Raw genomic sequence first — 19,893 nt, 5'->3', positions numbered from 1 at the left:
GAGATTATGGACAAAAAAAAAGATGAAATTTCAAAACGACGGTCAAAGCTTTCACTCGTGCAGCAAGAGTTTCTCAAAAAGCGGTTACAAGGTGAAATTCACTCTGACTTTCAATTAGAAGTTATTCCAAGACGTTCCCAAATAAGTCCTGCTCCCCTATCCTTTGCTCAACAACGCTTATGGTTTTTGGCCCAGTTAGAGCCAAACAGTCCTTTCTACAACATCCCTGGTGCTGTTCGTTTACAGGGACAATTGGATCTAGGAGCATTGCAACAAAGTTTCAACGAAATTATCAGTCGCCATGAAGCGTTGCGAAGCAATTTCCAAACAAGAGAAGGGCAAGCAATATCTGTCATTTCTGAAACAGTGCCCTTAATATTACCAATATTTGATATTAGTGAGCTACCTTTAAATCAACAAGAAGCTGAAGTCAAACGACAGGCTTCTCAAGAAGCACAAAAACCTTTTGATCTCAACAGCGACTTGTTACTGAGAGCAAAGCTGTTGAGACTTAGTAAACAAGAACATATATTATTACTGACAATGCACCACATTGTCTCTGACGGTTGGTCGATAGGTGTTATGGTGCGCGAATTAGCAACACTTTATCAAGCCTTCTGTAATGGACAACCCTCGCCGTTACCTGCACTACCAATACAGTATGTAGACTTCGCGGTTTGGCAAAGACAATGGCTGCAAGGAGAAGTACTCGAAACTCAGATATCTTATTGGCTTAAGCACTTAGAGAACGCACCAAAAGTATTAGAGTTACCTACAGACCACCCAAGACCAGCAATTCAGACTTTCCGGGGTGCAACCTACTCATTTAAGTTATCAAAAGAATTATCCGCATCCCTAAATAAATTAAGTCAGCAACAGGGAAGTACTTTATTTATGACTCTGTTAGCAGGTTTCCAAACACTGCTATGGCGTTATACGGGTAAGGAAGATATTGTGATCGGTTCACCGATCGCTAACCGCAACCGAACAGAGATAGAAGGGTTAATTGGATTTTTTGTCAACACCTTGGCATTGAGAACTAACCTGGCAGAAAATCCCAGCTTTGAAGAGCTACTAAAAAGGGTGCGGGAAGTAGCGTTAGGAGCTTATGCACATCAGGATTTGCCTTTTGAGTTGTTAGTTGAGCAACTGCAACCACAGCGAGACTTAAGCTATACACCATTATTTCAAGTGATGTTTGTGCTTCAGAATGCACCGATGTCTGCGTTAGAGTTGCCTGGTTTGACTTTAACTCCCTTAGAAAGCAATAGTGATAGTGCCAAGTTTGATTTAACCCTACAAATGACAGAAACAGAGGAGGGACTAGTTGGAAGCTTAGAATACAATACTGATTTATTTGAAGAAAAGACGATACACCGAATGGCAGGTCATTTGCAAACCTTGCTTGAAGGAGTTGTTGCTAATCCACAGCAACATTTGTCGGAGTTACCACTGTTAATTGATTCTGAACGGCATCAATTGCTGCGGGAGTGGAATAATACAGAAGTTGAGTATTCTCAACAGCTATGCATCCATCAGTTATTTGAAGCGCAAGTAGAACGCACACCTGATTCTATAGCAGTAGTATTTGAAGATCAACAGTTGACCTACTGTGAACTCAACACCAGAGCAAATCAACTAGCCCATTATTTGCAAGCTTTAGGAGTAAAGCCAGAGGTGCTGGTGGGGATTTGTGTAGAGCGATCGCTCGATATGGTCATCGGACTATTAGCAATCCTCAAAGCGGGTGGTGCTTATGTACCGCTAGATCCGATGTACCCACCGGAACGTTTGGCCTTCATGCTAGAGAATGCCGACATATTCGTTTTGTTGACTCATAAACGGCTAGCAGAGCGGTTATCGAAGTACAAAGGGGATGTGATTTGTTTCGACGCAGATTGCGAAACCATTGCCCAACAAAGCCGAGAAAATCAAGTCAGTGGTGTCACACCAGACAATTTAATGTATGTGATCTACACCTCTGGGTCAACAGGTAAACCCAAGGGTGCAGGAGTCTATCAGCGAAGCTTTGCAAACCTGATGAATTGGTTTGTGACGGAATTCGATTTTACCTGCAATGACCGTGTTTTACTGATATCTTCTTTGAGTTTTGATTTGACGCAGAAGAATATTTATGCTCCTTTACTCGTGGGAGGTGAGTTGCACCTTTTATCATCTGGATGCTATGACGCTGCACAAATTGCTGAGTCCGTTTGTAACAAACAAGTGACGTGGCTCAACTGCACTCCGAGCGCCTTTTATCCATTGATAGATCAAGGTGATAAAAGCTTGTGTATGAAGAAGACGTTGAAGTATGTATTTTTGGGTGGTGAACCGATTTCAATCTCTAGGCTCAAGGTATGGCTCGACTCTATTCCCTGCAAAACACAAATTGTCAACACTTACGGCCCGACCGAGTGTACAGATATCTGTGCCGCTTATCGGGTTGCTCAACCAGAACAATGGCTAGAAAAATTAGTACCGATTGGGAAGCCGATCCATAATGCCAAAGTATACATATTAGATGAAAAGCTCAAGCCTTTGCCGGTGGGTATGGTCGGCGAACTATATGTTGGTGGTGAAGGAGTCGGACGAGGCTATATCAATAATATTGATCTGACTTTAGCTAAGTTTGTTTCCGATCCTTTCAGCAACAAGCCGGGCGCACGCCTATACAAGAGCGGGGATCTGGCTCGTTATTTAGCAGATGGTAATATCGAGTACCTTGGACGTATCGATCACCAAGTAAAAATACGCGGTTTTCGCATTGAACTCGGCGAAATTGAAGTAGCCATCAACCAATATCCAGCAGTAAAAGAAACTGTAGTTGTAGTCAGCGAAGAATCGGTAAATTCTAAACGTTTAGTCGCCTATGTAGTTCCTCAAAAAGAGCAAACACTGGTAATTCCTGAACTACGTAGCTTCTTAGAGTCAAAGTTGCCACCCTACATGGTACCATCTGCTTTTGTCAGCCTAGAAGCGTTACCATTAACACCTAATGGCAAGGTTGATCGTAAGGCACTACCTGTACCTGATACAGCAAGACCTGAATTAGGCAAAGAGCTAGTAGCACCTCGTAATTTCGTAGAAGACAAGCTGGCTGAAATTTGGGCAGAAGTGCTTGGTGTGGATAAAGTGGGTATTTTCGATAACTTTTTTGAGTTAGGTGGTGATTCCATCCTTGCCATTGTAGTTATTACCAGAGCCAACCAGGCTGGTCTAAAACTGGCAGTTAAACAGTTATTTCAACATCAAACAGTTGCTGGTTTGGCAAGTGTCGCAGTTGCGAAAAAGGTAAAACAAGCTGAACAAGGATTGATTACAGGTTTAGCTTCTCTGACACCAATACAATACTGGTTTTTTGAACAGAATCTACTCGAACCCCACCACTGGAACCAAGCAGTCTTACTAGAAGTTAAACAAGTTCTTGACCTAGCTGTATTAGAAAAATCCGTACAGCAACTGCTGTTACACCATGATGCTCTCCGCTTACGCTTTGAACAAACAGAGTCTAGCTGGCAGCAGGTTATAGCCAGCCCTGATGCAGAAGTACCCTGGATACACTTGGATTTCTCTGCCCTATCAGCAAGCGAACAAGAACTAGCCATCGAAACAGCTGCTACCAAATTACAAGCCAGTCTTAATCTCTCAACAGGCCCATTGATCCGAGTTGCTCTGTTCGACTTAGGGCAGCAACCAAGCCATTTGCTGATAGTCATTCACCATTTAGCCGTAGATGGGGTTTCTTGGCGGATTTTACTGGAGGATTTAGAAACAGTATACCAACAGTTAAGTCAAGGCAAGAAAGCGCAACTGCCAGCAAAGACAACCTCGTTTAAATATTGGTCGCAATGCTTACAGGAATATGCACAATCAGCTATCCTCCAGCAAGAATGGGACTATTGGCTGAGTCCGTCTTGGCAGGAGATTGCTCCTTTACCAGTCGATTTTTCTGACGGCGACAATACTGTGGAGCAAGTTCGGAACATCTCAATTTTTCTGACTGTGGAACAGACTCAAGCCTTGCTAAAAGAAGTACCAAAAGCTTACAATACGCAAATTAACGATATTTTGCTCACGGCACTAGTACAAGCTTTTTCTCAATGGACTGGCAATAGTTCTCTGTTGTTGGCTCTGGAAGGTCATGGGCGGGAAGAAATTTTTGATGATGTAGATTTTTCACGCACATTGGGGTGGTTAACCTCTATTTTTCCTGTACTATTAGATTTAGGAAAAACGTCTGATCCCGTAGAGTCCTTGAAAGTGGTAAAAGAGCAGCTGCGGGGCATTCCAAATAAGGGAATGGGCTATGGTGTACTACGTTACCTAAGTCATGATACTACAAGAGTAGAGGCACTGCGATCGCTTCCCCAAGCTGAGGTCGTCTTCAATTACTTAGGTCAGTTCGATCAAACATTTTCAGACTCATCAATATTTAGAATCTCTCAGAACTCCCAAGGACAAACGCGCAGTTCGGGGAACCAGGAGACCTATACGCTAAATATCAATGCTTTGGTAATTGATAACCAGTTGAGAGTGAATTGGTCGTACAGCGAAAAAATACATCGACGAAGTACTATCGAACGATTAGCGCAAGAGTTTTTAGAAGCATTGCAAGTACTCATGACTCATTGTCAATCCCCTGAAGACAGAGGATATACACCTTCTGATTTTCCAGAAGCAGACTTGATTCAACAAGACCTTGATCGGTTTTTAGAGAAAATCAACCGAGGGAGTAAAAATAAAATAAGATGAAAGAAGATATCCAAGATATATATCCACTATCTCCGATACAGCATGGTATGCTTTTTCACAGTTTGCACGCTCCGGAAATGGAGCTATACCATGCACAGTCTGTCTACACCTTTAGTGGCAATTTGAACCTTGCGGCTTTTGAATATGCTTGGCAGCAAGTAGCAACCCGACACACAATGTTGCGTACTAGCTTCTATTGGGAAGAATTGGATAAACCACTACAAGTTGTGCATCGGCAAGTAAAAGTACCTGTAGAATATCAAGACTGGCAGGAAATCAATCCATTAGAACAGCAAGAGCGTTTACAGTCTTTTCTCAACAGCGATCGCCTGCGGCGTTTTGATTTTTCCCAAGCACCTCTAATGCGTGTGGCCATCATCCAGATTCAAGAACACGCTTACTATCTTGTTTGGAGTAGCAGCCTGATCGTTCTTGATGGTTGGTCATATCCATTGGTATTAAATGATGTGATTGAAATTTATGAAGCTTATTGTCAGGGTGAAGATGCATCCTTAGCAGATGGCAGTTGCTTTCAAGATTATATCAAATGGCTCAAACAGCAGGATTCATCAAAAGCAGAGGAGTTCTGGCGACAGCATCTTCATGGAGTCAAAGAGGCTACTCCTCTAAGGAATTTAGAGTCAAACAACTTGTCTCATTTAGAACAACGGTACGAGGATATAAAAATCAGTCTATCGGAAGCAACGACAAAGAATCTATATTTATTAGCAAGACAGCATCACCTCACTATGAGTACCCTCGTTCAGGGAGCTTGGGCTATACTTCTGTATCACTACAGTGGCAAAAATGATGTAGTCTATGGCTGTACTACTTCTGGCCGTCCAGTAGATTTAGAGGGTTCGGAGTCAATGGTAGGGGAAATGGTTAATACCTTACCAGTAAACATCAAGGTAAATATGCATGAGTATTTATTACCTTGGCTTCAGCAATTGCAAAATCAGTTAATAGATATTCGTGAATATGAATATTATCCATTGGTAGATATTCAAAAGTGCAGCGAAGTTCTGGGTAATGTAACCTTGTTTGAGAGCATAGTGGTGTTCGAGAACCAAAAAACAGGTAAATTTCTGGAAGAATGGGGGAGTCTAAACATCTCTGAGAAAACTGAATATTACAAAACTAACTATCCTCTAACTATAGTTGGGTATCCTGGTTCAGAACTGACGATTGGAATTAATTATGATTTTCGCCGCTTTGATGGTGCAACAATCATTAATATATTAGAGCATTTAAAAATATTGCTCGAAGGCGTAGTGACGAATCCTCAAGTACGTCTTCAGGATTTATTGTTGCTTACCGAGCAAAAGCCCCATATTAAATTATCAATGTTAGAAACAGAAATGTCATTGGATTTTGATTTTGTTTCCACCAATTAAATGGCTAGATAAAGCTTAACAAATCAAAGTTAACAAAAAAATACCAAATTTCATTTCCAGGATTTTGATCTTGATTTATTTGTAATTAGAGAAGACGAAGGGGTTTTTGGCTTTTAGCGATCGCTCCTATAAACCCGAAGAGTCTTTTAAAGGAAAACCCCAAATTCAGCAATACCAGATTAATTAATGTATTTTGTAATTCAAATAGAAAACTCATGAATATATTTGAAAAGCGTGAATCAAACGTCAGAAGCTATTGCCGCAATTTTACTGCCATCTTTCATAGAGCTAAAGGTTCTATAATTTATTCTGAATCAGGTGAAGAATATATTGATTTTTTAGCAGGAGCAGGTGCTTTAAATTATGGACATAATCACGACTATATCAAAGAAAAGGTGATCTCATATTTAGATGCCGATGGAATAACACATGGTTTGGATATGTATACTTCGGCTAAGGAGAAATTTTTAGCCAAGTTTGATGAGGTGGTACTAAGTTCAACAAAACTAGATTATCGCATTCAATTTTGTGGGCCAACAGGAACAAACGCAGTTGAAGCTGCTTTAAAATTAGCGAGAAAAGTAAAACGAAGAACAGGCATATTCTCCTTCATGGGAGCATATCATGGAATGACTTTAGGCAGCCTATCGATTAGTGGCAACATCGGAATTAGAGCAGGCGCAATTGGTACATCAAGTAATGTAAATTTTATGCCTTATCCTTATGGATTCATGGAAAGTTTTGACACAATAGAATATATAAATTCTGTTTTAAATGATGTCAACTCCGGAATTGAAAAACCAGCAGCAATAATCTTTGAAACAGTGCAAGCTGAAGGTGGGGTTGTTGTAGCTCCCATTGAGTGGATGCAAAGACTAAGAAGGTTATGTGACGAGAATGATATTTTATTAATCTGCGATGATATTCAGGTCGGCTGTGGTCGAACAGGCTCTTTCTTTTCCTTTGAAAGAGCAGATATTGTTCCTGATATGGTAGTACTTTCTAAATCTATTAGTGGGTACGGGTTTCCAATGTCACTGTTATTGATTAAACCAGAATTGGATATATGGGAACCGGGTGAGCATAATGGTACTTTTCGGGGTAATCAATTGGCATTTATAGGAGCAACAGCAGCTCTAGAGTATAGAGAAAGTAGCAATCTCCAACAGGATGTCAAAGCCAAAGAACTTTTTTTGAAAAATTTTCTTACTCAACAAATAGCACCAATTAGTGAAAAGATAGCAATACGTGGAATTGGTATGATTTGGGGTATTGATTTAAAAAATTTTGGCGGCAATATTTTTGCTAAAAGTATAACATTACGTTGTTTTGAGCTAGGATTAATAGTTGAATGCGCAGGTAGAAATGATACTGTAATTAAAATTTTGCCACCTTTGGTAATTGATATGTCTACCTTAGAAAAAGGTTGTTTAATTATCAAAGAAGCTTTTAATGACTGCATGTCAAATTAAATTGGCATACTAATATTCATAACTCAGAAAGTAGTTTGTTATCAGGAAAACAATATGAGTACAAAATCACACTCAAATGACTTATTGTCTCAAAAAATTTATTGGATAAATAAGTTATCAGGAGAACTACCAGAAACAAATTTAATGCTGGACTATATAAGACCTTTATTTCCTAGTGATAAAAACAAATCTCTTAGCTTTGACTTATCAAATGACTTATCTAAAGCAATCATTAAGCTAGCGAAAGGTTCTTATTTTTCAACGTACTTGATGCTAGTGTCTGCATTGAATATATTGCTACAAAAATATACTCGAAATAATGATGTTATTATTGGAATACCTATATATGAAGAAAATGGTACAAGTTGCATAAATAGCAAAATCATTCCCTTGCGTACTCAGGTAACACGTCAACTTTCATTCAAAGATTTTACTTTTGAAGTCAAAGATGCAATTATCGGTGCTTTCAACAATCAGAACTATAATTTTAATGAGTTAATTAAGTTGTTAGAGCTACCAACAAGCCCTAATCGTTGTGCATTTTTTGACATAGTAGTTTTATTAGAAAATATTCATAGTAAAAAAGATTTAAATCAACTTAATAATGACATAACAATTTCTTTTTCAGTTAATGGTGAAGGTATTATTGCCAATATTGAGTATAAAGAACATCTGTTTAAAGATGAAAATATAAAATTGATGATTAGGTATTATACTAATGGACTTGAGAGTATTATCAATAACTTGAATAAGAGAATATCAGATATTCTATTTTTGAAAGAATTTGATAAAGATCAGTTGTTGATAAAATATAACAATAAGACTAAAGAATATCCCGTCGATCAGACAATAAATAAATTATTTGAAAATCAGGTATTTCAAACTCCAAACAAGATAGCTGTCGTTCATCAATCCACTAAATTAACCTATCAAGAAATAAATATAAAAGCTAATCGAATAGCTAGATTACTGCGAAAAATAGGTGTTTCTAAAGGAGAGTTTATAGGCATTTTTAAAGCTCGCGATATCAATTTCCTGGTTGCTATCCTTGCTATCTACAAGGCGGGTGGAGCATATATACCGATTGACAGTACTTATCCACCAAATCGAATTAAATATATGCTATCTAATAGCGAAGTTAAATTTATACTAACAGATTATTCGCTATTAAATTCCTTATCAGACTTGGTAGAAGATGATTCGCAATTATCATCTATTATTTGTTTAGATGATGTCTTGAATAAAACTAAACTAGGGGCTAATAAAACAGAGCTTAAAATATATAGCAAGTGTGATTTTGACCAGCTAGCTCATGACAATTTAGAACATCTAAATGATGCTGTTACCCCAGCTTATATGCTTTATACTTCAGGCTCTACAGGATTATCTAAAGGGGCAATTATTAGACATGATGGTGCAATAAATCATATTTATGCTCAATTTGATGAGTTGGAGTTAAGGTCGGAATTTTGTTTTCTCCAAAGCGCTCCTTCTTCAACAGATATTTCTGTATGGCAATTTTTGGCACCACTTTTAATTGGCGGAAAGACTATAATTGTAGATATCGAAACTGTTGCGATTCCCGAACAATTATTTGCAGTACTTAAATCAGAACAAATTACTGTTGTTGAATTAGTACCAACATTATTTGGAGGGTTACTTGAATATACTTCCCAATTACCAAACCATGAACGGGTATTACCAGATTTAAAATGGATGATATTATCAGGTGAATCTGTATCGGTTAAATGGGTAAATAAGTGGCTTGAGATATACCCCCATATCAGAATTGCTAATGCTTATGGCCCTACCGAAGCTGCTGATGATATCACCCAGTTTATCGTTAACAAGCCTTTGCCAGAAAATCAGCGAACAGTTCCAATTGGTAAACCATTAGCAAACTTAAATCTCTACATTCTAGATGAAGAAATGCAGCTATTACCCATTGGTGTTCCTGGAGAAATCTGTGTATCGGGAATTGGTGTAGGTGATGGGTATTGGAAAAACGAAGAAAAAACCAATTTAAGCTTTGTTCCTAACCCGTTTACAGATACCATAAACAGCCTACCTGGTAATCGCAAAGATTTAATTTATAAGACTGGAGATTTAGGAAGGTGGCTGACTGATGGGAACATCGAATTCCTTGGACGTATTGACCATCAAGTGAAGATTCGTGGTTTCCGGGTTGAACTTGGAGAAATTGAGACATTTTTAGGTCAGCACCCTAATGTACGTGAAAATGTAGTTGTGGTTCAACAGGAGCAAGCAGATAACGTGCAATTAGTTGCCTATGTGGTTGCGAAGACAGAAGTAGTTCTTAGTATTAGCGAACTCCGTAGCTTCTTGAAGGGAAAATTACCTGACCACATGATTCCTTCTGCCTTTGTAGTACTGAAAAATCTACCGCTAGCACCAAGCGGTAAAGTAGACCGTAAAGCTCTGCCTAAACCAGATAATCTTCGCCCAGAACTAGAAACAGCTTACGTGTCACCGCGAAATGAGATCGAGCGGACGGTTGCTGATATTTGGCAAAAAGTACTTAAGGTGGAGAAAGTTGGCATTAAAGATAACTTTTTTGAACTTGGTGGTCATTCGCTAAATGTACTTCAGGTTTATAGCAAAGTACGAGAACTTTTGAAAGCGGATTTAGCTATAACTGACCTTTTTAAATATCCGACTATAAATTCTTTATCACAGTATTTAACTCAAAAAGATAATAGTGATGAAGTATTTGCTTCTGAAAGTAATCAAATCAATGAAAATCTGGAAGCTGGTAAAGCCAGATTAAAACAAAGCCGCTTACGAAAGAAACAACAACTTATTTAAAAACGAATAGAAGATTAATTAAAAGGATAAAAATCATGTCTAACTCAGTAGATTATTTAAGTGACAAAACAGGCTTAGAAATAGCTATTGTTGGGATGAGTGGCTGTTTTCCCAAATCTCAAAATATTGAGCGATTTTGGCAAAATATCCGAGACGGAGTAGAGTTGATTCATTATTTCACCGCTCAAGAGCTAAAAGATTTAGGTGTAGATTCTGCCGACCTGACAAACCCTTATTATGTCAGGGCGGAGGGTGTCGTTGAAGGTATAGATTTGTTTGATGCTTCATTCTTCGGTATAAATCCCAGAGAAGCTGAAATTATGGACCCCGGACTGCGTTTGTTTTTGGAACATGCATGGACAGCACTTGAAAATGCTGGTTATAGTTCCGAAGCTTACAATCAGCCGATTGGAGTTTATGTTGGTACTAGTTTTGGCGGTTATTTACGTAATATTTATTCAAATTATGAAATTGTAGAATCTCTTGGTGAACAACAAATAGAAAAAGGAACCTCTGGAGCTTCCGTTACATTTGCTTCTTATAAATTAAACTTGCAGGGGCCAAGTTATGCAGTTCAAACTACCTGCTCAAGTTCATTAGTTGCTTTACATTTAGCCTGCCAAGGTTTGCTTAGTGGCGAGTGTGATGTTGCTTTGGCGGCTGGAGTCTCAATATCAGAAGCAGTCGGTTATGTATATCAGCAAGATGGGACTTCATCTCCTGATGGACATTGCCGTGCTTTTGATGTCAAGGCCAAGGGATGTCCGAGAGGAAGGGGTTTAGGTGTTGTAGTTTTAAAGCGTTTAGAGGAGGCGATCGCAGATGGAGACTGCATCCATGCAGTCATCAAAGGTTCCGCCATTAATAATGATGGAGCAAGCAAAGTTAGCTACACTGCACCCAGCGTTGATGGTCAGGCAAAGGTGATTAGAGCGGCTCAGATTATGGCTGAGGTGGAACCCGAAACAATTACCTATATAGAGGCTCACGGGACTGCAACCGCTCTAGGCGACCCCATTGAAATTGCTGCTTTAACACAAGCTTTCCGCAGCAAAACTCAGAAAAAGGGCTTTTGTGCGATCGGTTCTTTGAAAACCAATATTGGACATTTGGACGAAGCTGCTGGTGTTGCAAGTCTAATCAAAACCGTTTTAGCGCTCAAGCATAAACAGATACCACCTAGCTTAAACTTTAAAGAACCTAACCCCCAGATAGATTTTGCTAACAGTCCTTTTTACGTTAACAACACATTGTCTGAGTGGAAAAGCAATGACGCCCCTCGTCGTGCTGGAGTTAGTGCTTTTGGTTTTGGTGGGACAAATGCCCATGTAATTTTAGAAGAAGCGACCATAATTAAACCCTCTAGCCCTTCTCGGTCTTGGCAGTTATTATTACTTTCAGCTAAAACAAATACAGCACTGGAAACTGCTACAGAAAATCTGGCTAATTATCTCCAACAGCATCCAGATTTCAATCTCGCTGATGTTGCTCATACTTTGCAAGTGGGCCGCTGGACTTTGAACCATCGCCGAATGGTAGTTTGCCAAGATCAAGGAGATGCAATCAAGGCGCTGCAAGACCCTCAAATGGCTTTCACCCATTACCAAGAACCTTGTAATCGCTCGATTGTGTTTATGTTTTCTGGACAAGGTTCGCAGTATGTAAACATGGGTCGGGAATTATACGAGAGTGAAACCGTATTTAGAGAGCAAGTTGATTACTGCTGCAAGCTGCTCATACCTCACTTAGAAGTAGACCTACGTACAATTTTCTACCCCTTTGCAGAAAAAACTCAAGAAGCAGCACAAAAGTTGCAGCAAACAGCAATTATTCAACCAGCTTTGTTTGTGCTTGAATATGCTCTAGCCAAGTTATTGATGGCCTGGGGCGTGCGTCCTGAGACTATGATTGGTCACGGTATAGGAGAGTATGTAGCTGCCACTGTGGCTGGAGTTTTCTCTTTGGAAGATGCCTTGGCAATAGTAGCTACTCGCGGAAAACTAATGCAGCAGTTGCCTAGCGGTGCTATGCTCTCGGTTCAGCTTCCAGAACAAGAGATAGAACAACTGCTAGAAAAGGAAATCTCTCTGGCTGCAAGCAATGCACCTTCTTCCTGCGTGGTGTCTGGTTCAACAGAAGCGATAGACCAATTGCAACAGAAGCTACAACAAATAGGTGTAAGCTGTAGACATTTGGATACTTCCCACGCCTTTCATTCTCAAATGATGGAACCCATCATTGAAGCTTTCACCTGGTCGTTACAAAAAATAAAACTCAATCCCCCGAAAATTCCTTTTGTGTCCAATGTTAGCGGAACTTGGATTACCGTAGCAGAAGCGACAGACCCTAACTATTGGGCGAGGCATTTAAGGCAGCCAGTGCGTTTTAGCCAAGGGGTAACAGAGTTACTCAAACAGCCAGAGCAAATACTGTTGGAGATTGGCCCGGGACGGACACTGAGTAGTTTGGCTAAACAACATCAAACAGATGAACTGATAGCCCTAACCTCTATACGACATCCTCAAGAGCAACAATCAGATGTAGCATTTTTACTCAACACCTTGGGTAGACTTTGGGCAGTAGGAGTTCACATTGATTGGTCTGGTTTTTACGTAGATGAAAAGCGTCATCGTCTACCCTTACCTACTTATCCTTTTGAGCGCAAGCGTTACTGGTTGGAGGTAAATAGAAATGCACTTCTGGCAATGAAGTCGTCAAAAACCTTAGATAAGAAGCCAGATATTGCTGACTGGTTCTACATTCCTCGTTGGAGAGAATCTACACCGCTTGAGGTTTTCCAAAAACAAAAGCTGGTAGAACAAAAGTTATGTTGGCTAGTTTTTGTCGATACCTATGGAGTAGGAGCAGAAATTGCAGAAAGACTCAAACAACAAGGTCAGGATGTGATTACCGTCAAAGTCGCAGATAATTTTGCGAAACTTAGTGACTGTACATATACAATTAATCCCCAACAGAGAGATGATTATGATATCTTGCTTCAAACACTACGAGAGCAGAATTGGACTGCCCAGGGGATTGCCCATTTTTGGGGCGTTACTCCCAACGATACTCTACACTCTCAAGAGCTAGACGAACAAACACAACATCAATTTTTTGAAGATTGTCAGCATCTCGGTTTCTGGAGTCTACTTTTTTTAGCACAGGCGTTAGGAAAACAAGATATTAGCAATTCTCTGAAGCTGATGGTCGTCACCAGTAATTTATATGATGTAACTGGCGAGGAAAAATTATGCCCTTCTAAAGCAACCATATTAGGGCCATGTAAGGTAATTCCCAAGGAATATTCAAACATATATTGCCGTAATATTGATATAGTGGTCAATTCTTTAAAAACCCCACTAGGAGAAAATGTTTTAGACAATCTGATCGCAGAATTTACAGCAGATCAAACAGATGACATAGTTGCCTACCGTGGTTATCATCGCTGGATTCAATCCTTCGAGCCTGTGCATTTGGAACAGACCATAGCTGATAAAACTAAGTTAAAGGAGGGAGGGGTTTACTTAATTACTGGTGGACTAGGTGGTATTGGTTTAGTATTAGCAGAACATCTAGCAAAGAAAGTGCAGGCTAGATTAGTTCTAGTTGGACGAAAGAGTATTCCCGAAAAAGATAATTGGCAAGAATGGTTGGCAACTCATGATCAACAAGATAGGGTTAGCCGGATAATTTGTAAAGTCCAAGTATTAGAGGCTCTTGGTGCAGAAGTTTTGGTAATCAGCGCGGATGTGACTAATTCCGAACAAATGCAGGCCGTGATTGCTCAGTCAATAGAAAAATTTGGTGTGATTAATGGTGTTATCCACGCAGCGGGTATTGCTGGTGGCGGTGTCATCCAACTTAAAACCCAGGATATAGCAAGCAAGGTACTCGCACCAAAAGTTAGAGGAACGATATTACTAGAGCAAGTTTTTCAGAATATTAATCTAGATTTCTTGGTACTTTGTTCATCCCAAAGTTCTATATTGGGTGAATTTGGACAGGTAGATTATTGTGCGGCTAATGCATTTCTTGATGTATATGCATATAATAATCAAGTTGCTAAATCTGGACGATTAACAATATCAATCGACTGGGATACTTGGCAAGAAGTAGGTATGGGAACGGAGATTATTCTACCAGATAATCTCAAATATTTAGCTGAAGATATAGTTGCAGAAGAATTAAAAGAAGCAATAATGCCTCAAGAAGGCGCTGATGCTTTTGATCGCATTTTGGGAAGTGCCTTACCTCACGTTGTTGTGTCAACAAAAAATTTCTCAGATGTAATTAAGGAGAATCATTATCTCAATTTTCTGGAAGAAGGATTAAAACTTCTGGAAGATAACTCAGCTTCAGTTAATATTTCCCAAGCAAACCATCCTCGCCCAAATCTAGGTAATGATTATGTTGCACCTAATAATGAAATTGAAGGAACTATTGCTCGAATCTGGCAACAGATACTGGGAATTAATCAAATAGGTATTCATGATAGCTTTTTTGATTTGGGAGGACATTCCCTATTAGCTACTCAACTTCTCTCTCGATTGCGTCAAGAGTTTCAAGTAAACCTGTCTTTGCATAGCTTTTTTGAAGCACCCACTATCATCGATCAAGCATTGATGGTTGAACAGACCCGAAGTTTGGGAGAAAGGTATAGTATCAACATGATTCCAAGAATCGAGCAAAGTAATGAGCAACAGGTGTTGGCAAAGCTCGATCAACTTTCAGACCAAGAAGTAGAGTTACTGCTTAATAAGGTGTTAGCAGAAAAGGGAACTGAACCATGACCAGTAATCACCAGATACTTAATGATATTTCACCAGAAAACAAACGTGAATTGTTGGCAAAACTACTTCAAGAAAAGGTTAGCCAGCTTCAGACTTTTCCAATGTCTTTTGGTCAACAACGACTTTGGTTTATAGACCAATTACAACCTGGTAACTTTGCTAATCACATATCGGCAGCTTTGCGTCTTACAGGTTTCCTGAATCAAGCTGCATTATTGCAAACCCTGGATGAAATAGTGCGACGCCACGAAATTTTGCGAACTACTTTCGCAACGATGGAAGAAAAACCTGTTCAGGTAATTATTCCTACTTTAAGCTTGAATTTACCTACCATCAATCTGGAAGAATTATCTGAGGTTGAGCAAGAAGCTGAAGTTAAAAAGTTAGTTATACAAGAAATTCAGCAACCCTTTAATTTGAGCCAAGCTCCATTACTGCGAGCTACTTTGCTGCGTCTCAAAGAAACAGAACACATTCTAGTGTTCACAATGCACCATATTATCTCTGACGGATGGTCAATGGGAGTACTGACTCAAGAAGTCGCAGTACTTTACGAAGCCTTCTCTAAAGGGCAGCCTTCTTTGGTTTCAGAACTACCAATACAGTATGTAGACTTTGCAGCTTGGCAGCGACAACGGCTACAAGGAGAACTACTACAATCACAAATATCTTATTGGAAAAACCAGTTAGAGGGCGCACCAAAATTATTAGAGTTACCCACTGACTACCCACGACCTGCGGTTAGCAGCTTTCAGGGTGCCAGCTATTCATTTGATTTATCTGATGATTTATATGTAGCCTTAAATAAATTGAGCCAGCAGCATGGAAGTACCTTATTTATGACCCTGCTGGCAGCCTTTCAAATACTACTATGGCGTTATACGGGTAGTGAAGATATTGTAGTCGGTTCGCCCATTGCTAACCGCGATCGCACAGAGTTAGAAGGATTAATTGGTTTTTTTGCCAATACAATTGCGCTGCGAACTAATTTGGCAGGTAATCCTACCTTTGAGGATCTACTAACTTGTGTGCGAACAAAGCTATTAGGAGCTTACGCACATCAAGATTTACCTTTTGAGCAGCTAGTAGAAGAACTGCAACCACAACGAAACTTGAGCTACACGCCAGTATTTCAAGTAATGTTTGTGCTTCAGAATACACCAATGTCAGTTTTCGAGTTGCCTGGTTTGACTATAAGTCCCTTGACAATTGATAATGGTAGCGCCAAGTTTGATTTGACCCTAGAGATCACAGAAACACCACAAAAACTTTTTGCTAGCCTAGAGTTTAATACAGATTTATTCGAGTCAAGTACTATTAAGCGGATGGCTGGACATTTCCAGACATTACTTAAAGGGATTATTGCCAATCCAGAACTACGACTATCAGAATTATCACTGCTAACAGAAGCAGAGAAACGTCAATTGCTAGTGGAGTGGAATGACACTCAGGTTAATTATCCTCAAGATCAATGCATCCATCAGTTATTCGAGGCTCAAGTAGAACGCACACCTGATTCTATAGCAGTGGTGTTTGCAGACCAACAGTTGAGCTACCACGAACTCAACGCCAGAGCGAATCAGCTAGCGCACTATTTGCAAGCTTTAGGAGTAAAACCAGAAGTATTAGTTGGGATTTGTGTAGAGCGATCGCTCGAAATGATAATTGGGCTGTTAGCCATCCTGAAAGCAGGTGGTGCATATATACCATTAGACCCCAGCTATCCCCAAGAACGCATTGCATTTATACTAGAAGATACTCAAGCCCCAGTGTTGCTAACTCAAGAGTCGCTTCTTGAGGCGATACCGCAACACAAAGCTAAAGTAGTTTGTTTAGATGCCGATTGGCAGACAATCGCCCAACAAACCCAGGAAAATTTATTATCTGTTGTCACAACTGATAACCTAGCTTATGTCATCTATACCTCTGGTTCAACAGGCAGACCAAAAGGTGTAATGATTCAACACGCAAGCACAGTTGCAATGTTGGATTGGGCAAAGAAAACCTTTGCGATAGAAGCTATGCAAGGAGTTTTGGCATCAACCTCAATTTGCTTCGATCTTTCGGTATTCGAGGTGTTTGTTCCTCTGTGTTGTGGTGGCAAAGTGATTTTAATCGAGAACGCACTCTTGTTACCAACTTTGCCAACAACCTTAGATGTAACCTTAATTAATACTGTCCCAAGTGTAATTTCACAGTTATTAAAAACTGATAGTATTCCAACTTCAGTGCAGATTGTGAATGTTGCAGGTGAACCACTTCATAATAAACTCGTACAACAACTTTATCAGCAGGATAATATACAAAAGGTATTTAACCTATATGGGCCTTCAGAAGATACAACTTATTCAACGTTTGCCTGGATACACAAGGATACTAGCAACACTCCACCTATCGGTCGTCCGATTCACAACACCCAGATTTATTTGTTAGATCAAAATTTACAACCTGTTCCTGTAGGTGTACCAGGAATGTTGTATATTGGTGGTGCAGGTTTAGCCCGTGGTTATCTAAACAAAGCGGAACTGACTGCGGAGAAATTTATTCCTAATCCTTACGCAAACTTGCCAGGAGAACGGTTATATAAAACTGGAGATCAGGCACGCTATCTGCCCAATGGAGAAATCGAATATATTGGTCGTGTTGACTATCAAGTAAAAGTCCGTGGTTTTCGGATTGAACTGTTAGAAATTGAAGCAGTTATTCTTGAATACCCAGCAGTCCAAGAAGCTGTAGTTGCGGTTCATTTTTCACAGACAGATTCTCAACAGATAGTCGCCTATGTAGTCCCTCAAATAGAGCAAACACTGACAATTCCTGAACTAAGGAGTTTTTTAGAAGCGAAGTTGCCAAGCTATATGGTGCCAGCAGCTTTTGTCATCTTATCAGCACTACCACTAACACCTAATGGTAAGGTTGACCGTAAGGCACTACCTACACCTGATACAGCTAGACCTGAAGACAAAGAATTAGTAGCACCGCAGACAACCGTTGAAAAGCAGTTGGCTGGAATCTGGACAGAAGTATTAGGTCTGAAAAATATAAGTATAAACGACAACTTTTTTGGATTAGGTGGGGATTCGATTCTTAGCCTTCAAGTAATATCCAAAGCCAACCAAACAGGGCTGCACCTAACTCCTAAGCAGATGTTTCAGTACCAAACAATTGCCCAATTAGCGACAGTAATTGATACAACTCAGAAAATTCAAGCTGAACAAGGAGTTTTAACTGGAGCGCTAGAGCTAATACCCATTCAACACTGGTTTTTTGCACAAAAGCAACCAGAACCACACCACTGGAATCAAGCTGTATTCTTAGAAAGCAAGCAGAATACTGACCCTGTAGTTTTAGAGAAAATTATCAAGTTTCTACAAATACATCATGATGTACTACGTTTACGATTTATACAAGAGGAATTTAGTACTGAAGCACTTATTGTTAGTCCTGATGATGTCATACCACTGACATGCTTCGATTTTTCAGCACTGCCAAAAGATCGACAATCGCCAGCAATAGAAGCAGCAGCAACTAAACTGCAAGCCAGCTTAAATCTGTCACAAGGGCCGTTATTCCAGGTTGCGCTTTTCAACTTGGGCGACAATCAACCCAACCGCTTGCTTTGGATTATTCACCACTTAGCTGTTGATGGTGTCTCTTGGCGAATTTTAATTGAAGATTTTCAAACAGCTTACCAGCAAATTAGTCAAGGCAAAGTAATTAAGTTGCCACCCAAAACAACTTCTTACAAACAATGGTCTAGCCATCTCCAAAAATATGCACAATCTTCAGCACTACTTTCAGAAATAGACTTTTGGTTGACGACACAATGTCAATCAGTTTCGTCTATACCAAGAGATTTTCTTGATGGAAATAATATAGAAGAAACCACTTCTATCGTATCAGTATCGCTGTCCGTAGAAGAAACCCAAAGTTTGCTGCAACAAGTGCCAGCAGCTTACCAGACACAAATTAATGATGTCTTGTTAACAGCACTGATACTAACGTTTAACCAGTGGACGGGAGAAAATTCTCTACTAATTGACTTGGAAGGGCATGGGCGAGAAGAAATCTTTGAGGATGTGGATTTATCGAGGACTATCGGTTGGTTCACAACTCTTTTCCCAGTACACCTAAAGTTGGAAAATGCCAACGAGCAAGGAAAAGTCTTGAAGTCGATAAAAGAGCAGCTACGAGCAATTCCGAATCGAGGTATTGGCTATGGATTACTCCGCTATCTTTGTCAGGATAAGGAAATAGCTGAAAAATTTTCCTCATCAAAGGCTGAAGTTGCTTTCAACTATTTAGGACAGTTCGATCAAGTTTTACCAGAATCATCTTTATTTAGCTTCGCGAAGGAATCGAGTGGTTCCACTCGCAGTTTGCAAAGTAAACGAACTCACTTATTAGAAATTAACGGTGGTATTTATCAGGGACATCTGGGAATGAGTTGGTCTTACAGTAATAAGTTGCATCGACAAACCACGATTGAAGTACTTGCTCAAAGGTTTATTGAGGAACTGCGATCGCTGATTGCTCATTGCCTATCTCCCAATGCAGGTGGTTTTACCCCTTCCGATTTCGCAGATTTTCAGCAAAGCCAATGGGATCAAACCGATCTCGATGCCATTACAGCAGCTATGGGGGATATCTAAC

General features: G+C 39.8%; 6 protein-coding genes. All 6 read left to right on the top strand.

What is annotated here, in order from left to right; translation table 11 throughout:
* Positions 1–6 precede the first annotated feature (6 nt).
* The gene (locus HWQ43_RS12790; protein ID WP_292733821.1) at positions 7–4,755 is read left to right on the top strand and encodes a non-ribosomal peptide synthetase; all 4,749 of its coding nucleotides are present in this window, start codon (positions 7–9) and stop codon (positions 4,753–4,755) included.
* Positions 4,752–6,152 carry a condensation domain-containing protein gene (locus tag HWQ43_RS12785; protein WP_292733818.1) on the top strand — a complete coding sequence of 467 codons (1,401 nt, stop codon included), beginning with the start codon at positions 4,752–4,754 and terminating at the stop codon, positions 6,150–6,152. Before HWQ43_RS12790 ends, HWQ43_RS12785 begins: the two co-directional genes overlap by 4 nt.
* A gap of 215 nt (positions 6,153–6,367) precedes the next feature.
* Positions 6,368–7,624 (top strand): diaminobutyrate--2-oxoglutarate transaminase, encoded by a 1,257-nt coding sequence (gene ectB, locus HWQ43_RS12780; RefSeq protein WP_292733816.1) that lies wholly within the window; start codon positions 6,368–6,370, stop codon positions 7,622–7,624.
* Positions 7,625–7,678: 54 nt separating this feature from the next.
* Entirely contained in the window at positions 7,679–10,450 is a 2,772-nt protein-coding gene (locus HWQ43_RS12775; protein WP_292733814.1) for an amino acid adenylation domain-containing protein, read from the top strand.
* 35 nt (positions 10,451–10,485) lie between these two features.
* Positions 10,486–15,240 (top strand): type I polyketide synthase, encoded by a 4,755-nt coding sequence (locus HWQ43_RS12770; protein WP_292733811.1) that lies wholly within the window; start codon positions 10,486–10,488, stop codon positions 15,238–15,240.
* On the top strand, positions 15,237–19,892 hold the full coding sequence (locus tag HWQ43_RS12765; protein ID WP_292733808.1) for a non-ribosomal peptide synthetase: 4,656 nt from the start codon (positions 15,237–15,239) through the stop codon (positions 19,890–19,892). The genes HWQ43_RS12770 and HWQ43_RS12765 overlap by 4 nt, the downstream gene beginning before the upstream one ends.
* The last annotated feature ends 1 nt before the right edge of the window (position 19,893 follow it).

Source organism: Nostoc sp. JL31 (assembly GCF_017114965.1).
Taxonomy (GTDB): domain Bacteria; phylum Cyanobacteriota; class Cyanobacteriia; order Cyanobacteriales; family Nostocaceae; genus Nostoc; species Nostoc punctiforme_A.
This window is presented reverse-complemented; position numbering and strand designations above follow the sequence as displayed.

Excerpts from the sequence above, each read along its gene's own strand:
- HWQ43_RS12790 (WP_292733821.1), top strand. The coding sequence starts at position 7 with ATGGACAAAAAAAAAGATGAAATTTCAAAACGACGGTCAAAGCTTTCA.
- HWQ43_RS12785 (WP_292733818.1), top strand. The coding sequence starts at position 4,752 with ATGAAAGAAGATATCCAAGATATATATCCACTATCTCCGATACAGCAT.
- ectB (WP_292733816.1), top strand. The coding sequence starts at position 6,368 with ATGAATATATTTGAAAAGCGTGAATCAAACGTCAGAAGCTATTGCCGC.
- HWQ43_RS12775 (WP_292733814.1), top strand. The coding sequence starts at position 7,679 with ATGAGTACAAAATCACACTCAAATGACTTATTGTCTCAAAAAATTTAT.
- HWQ43_RS12770 (WP_292733811.1), top strand. The coding sequence starts at position 10,486 with ATGTCTAACTCAGTAGATTATTTAAGTGACAAAACAGGCTTAGAAATA.
- HWQ43_RS12765 (WP_292733808.1), top strand. The coding sequence starts at position 15,237 with ATGACCAGTAATCACCAGATACTTAATGATATTTCACCAGAAAACAAA.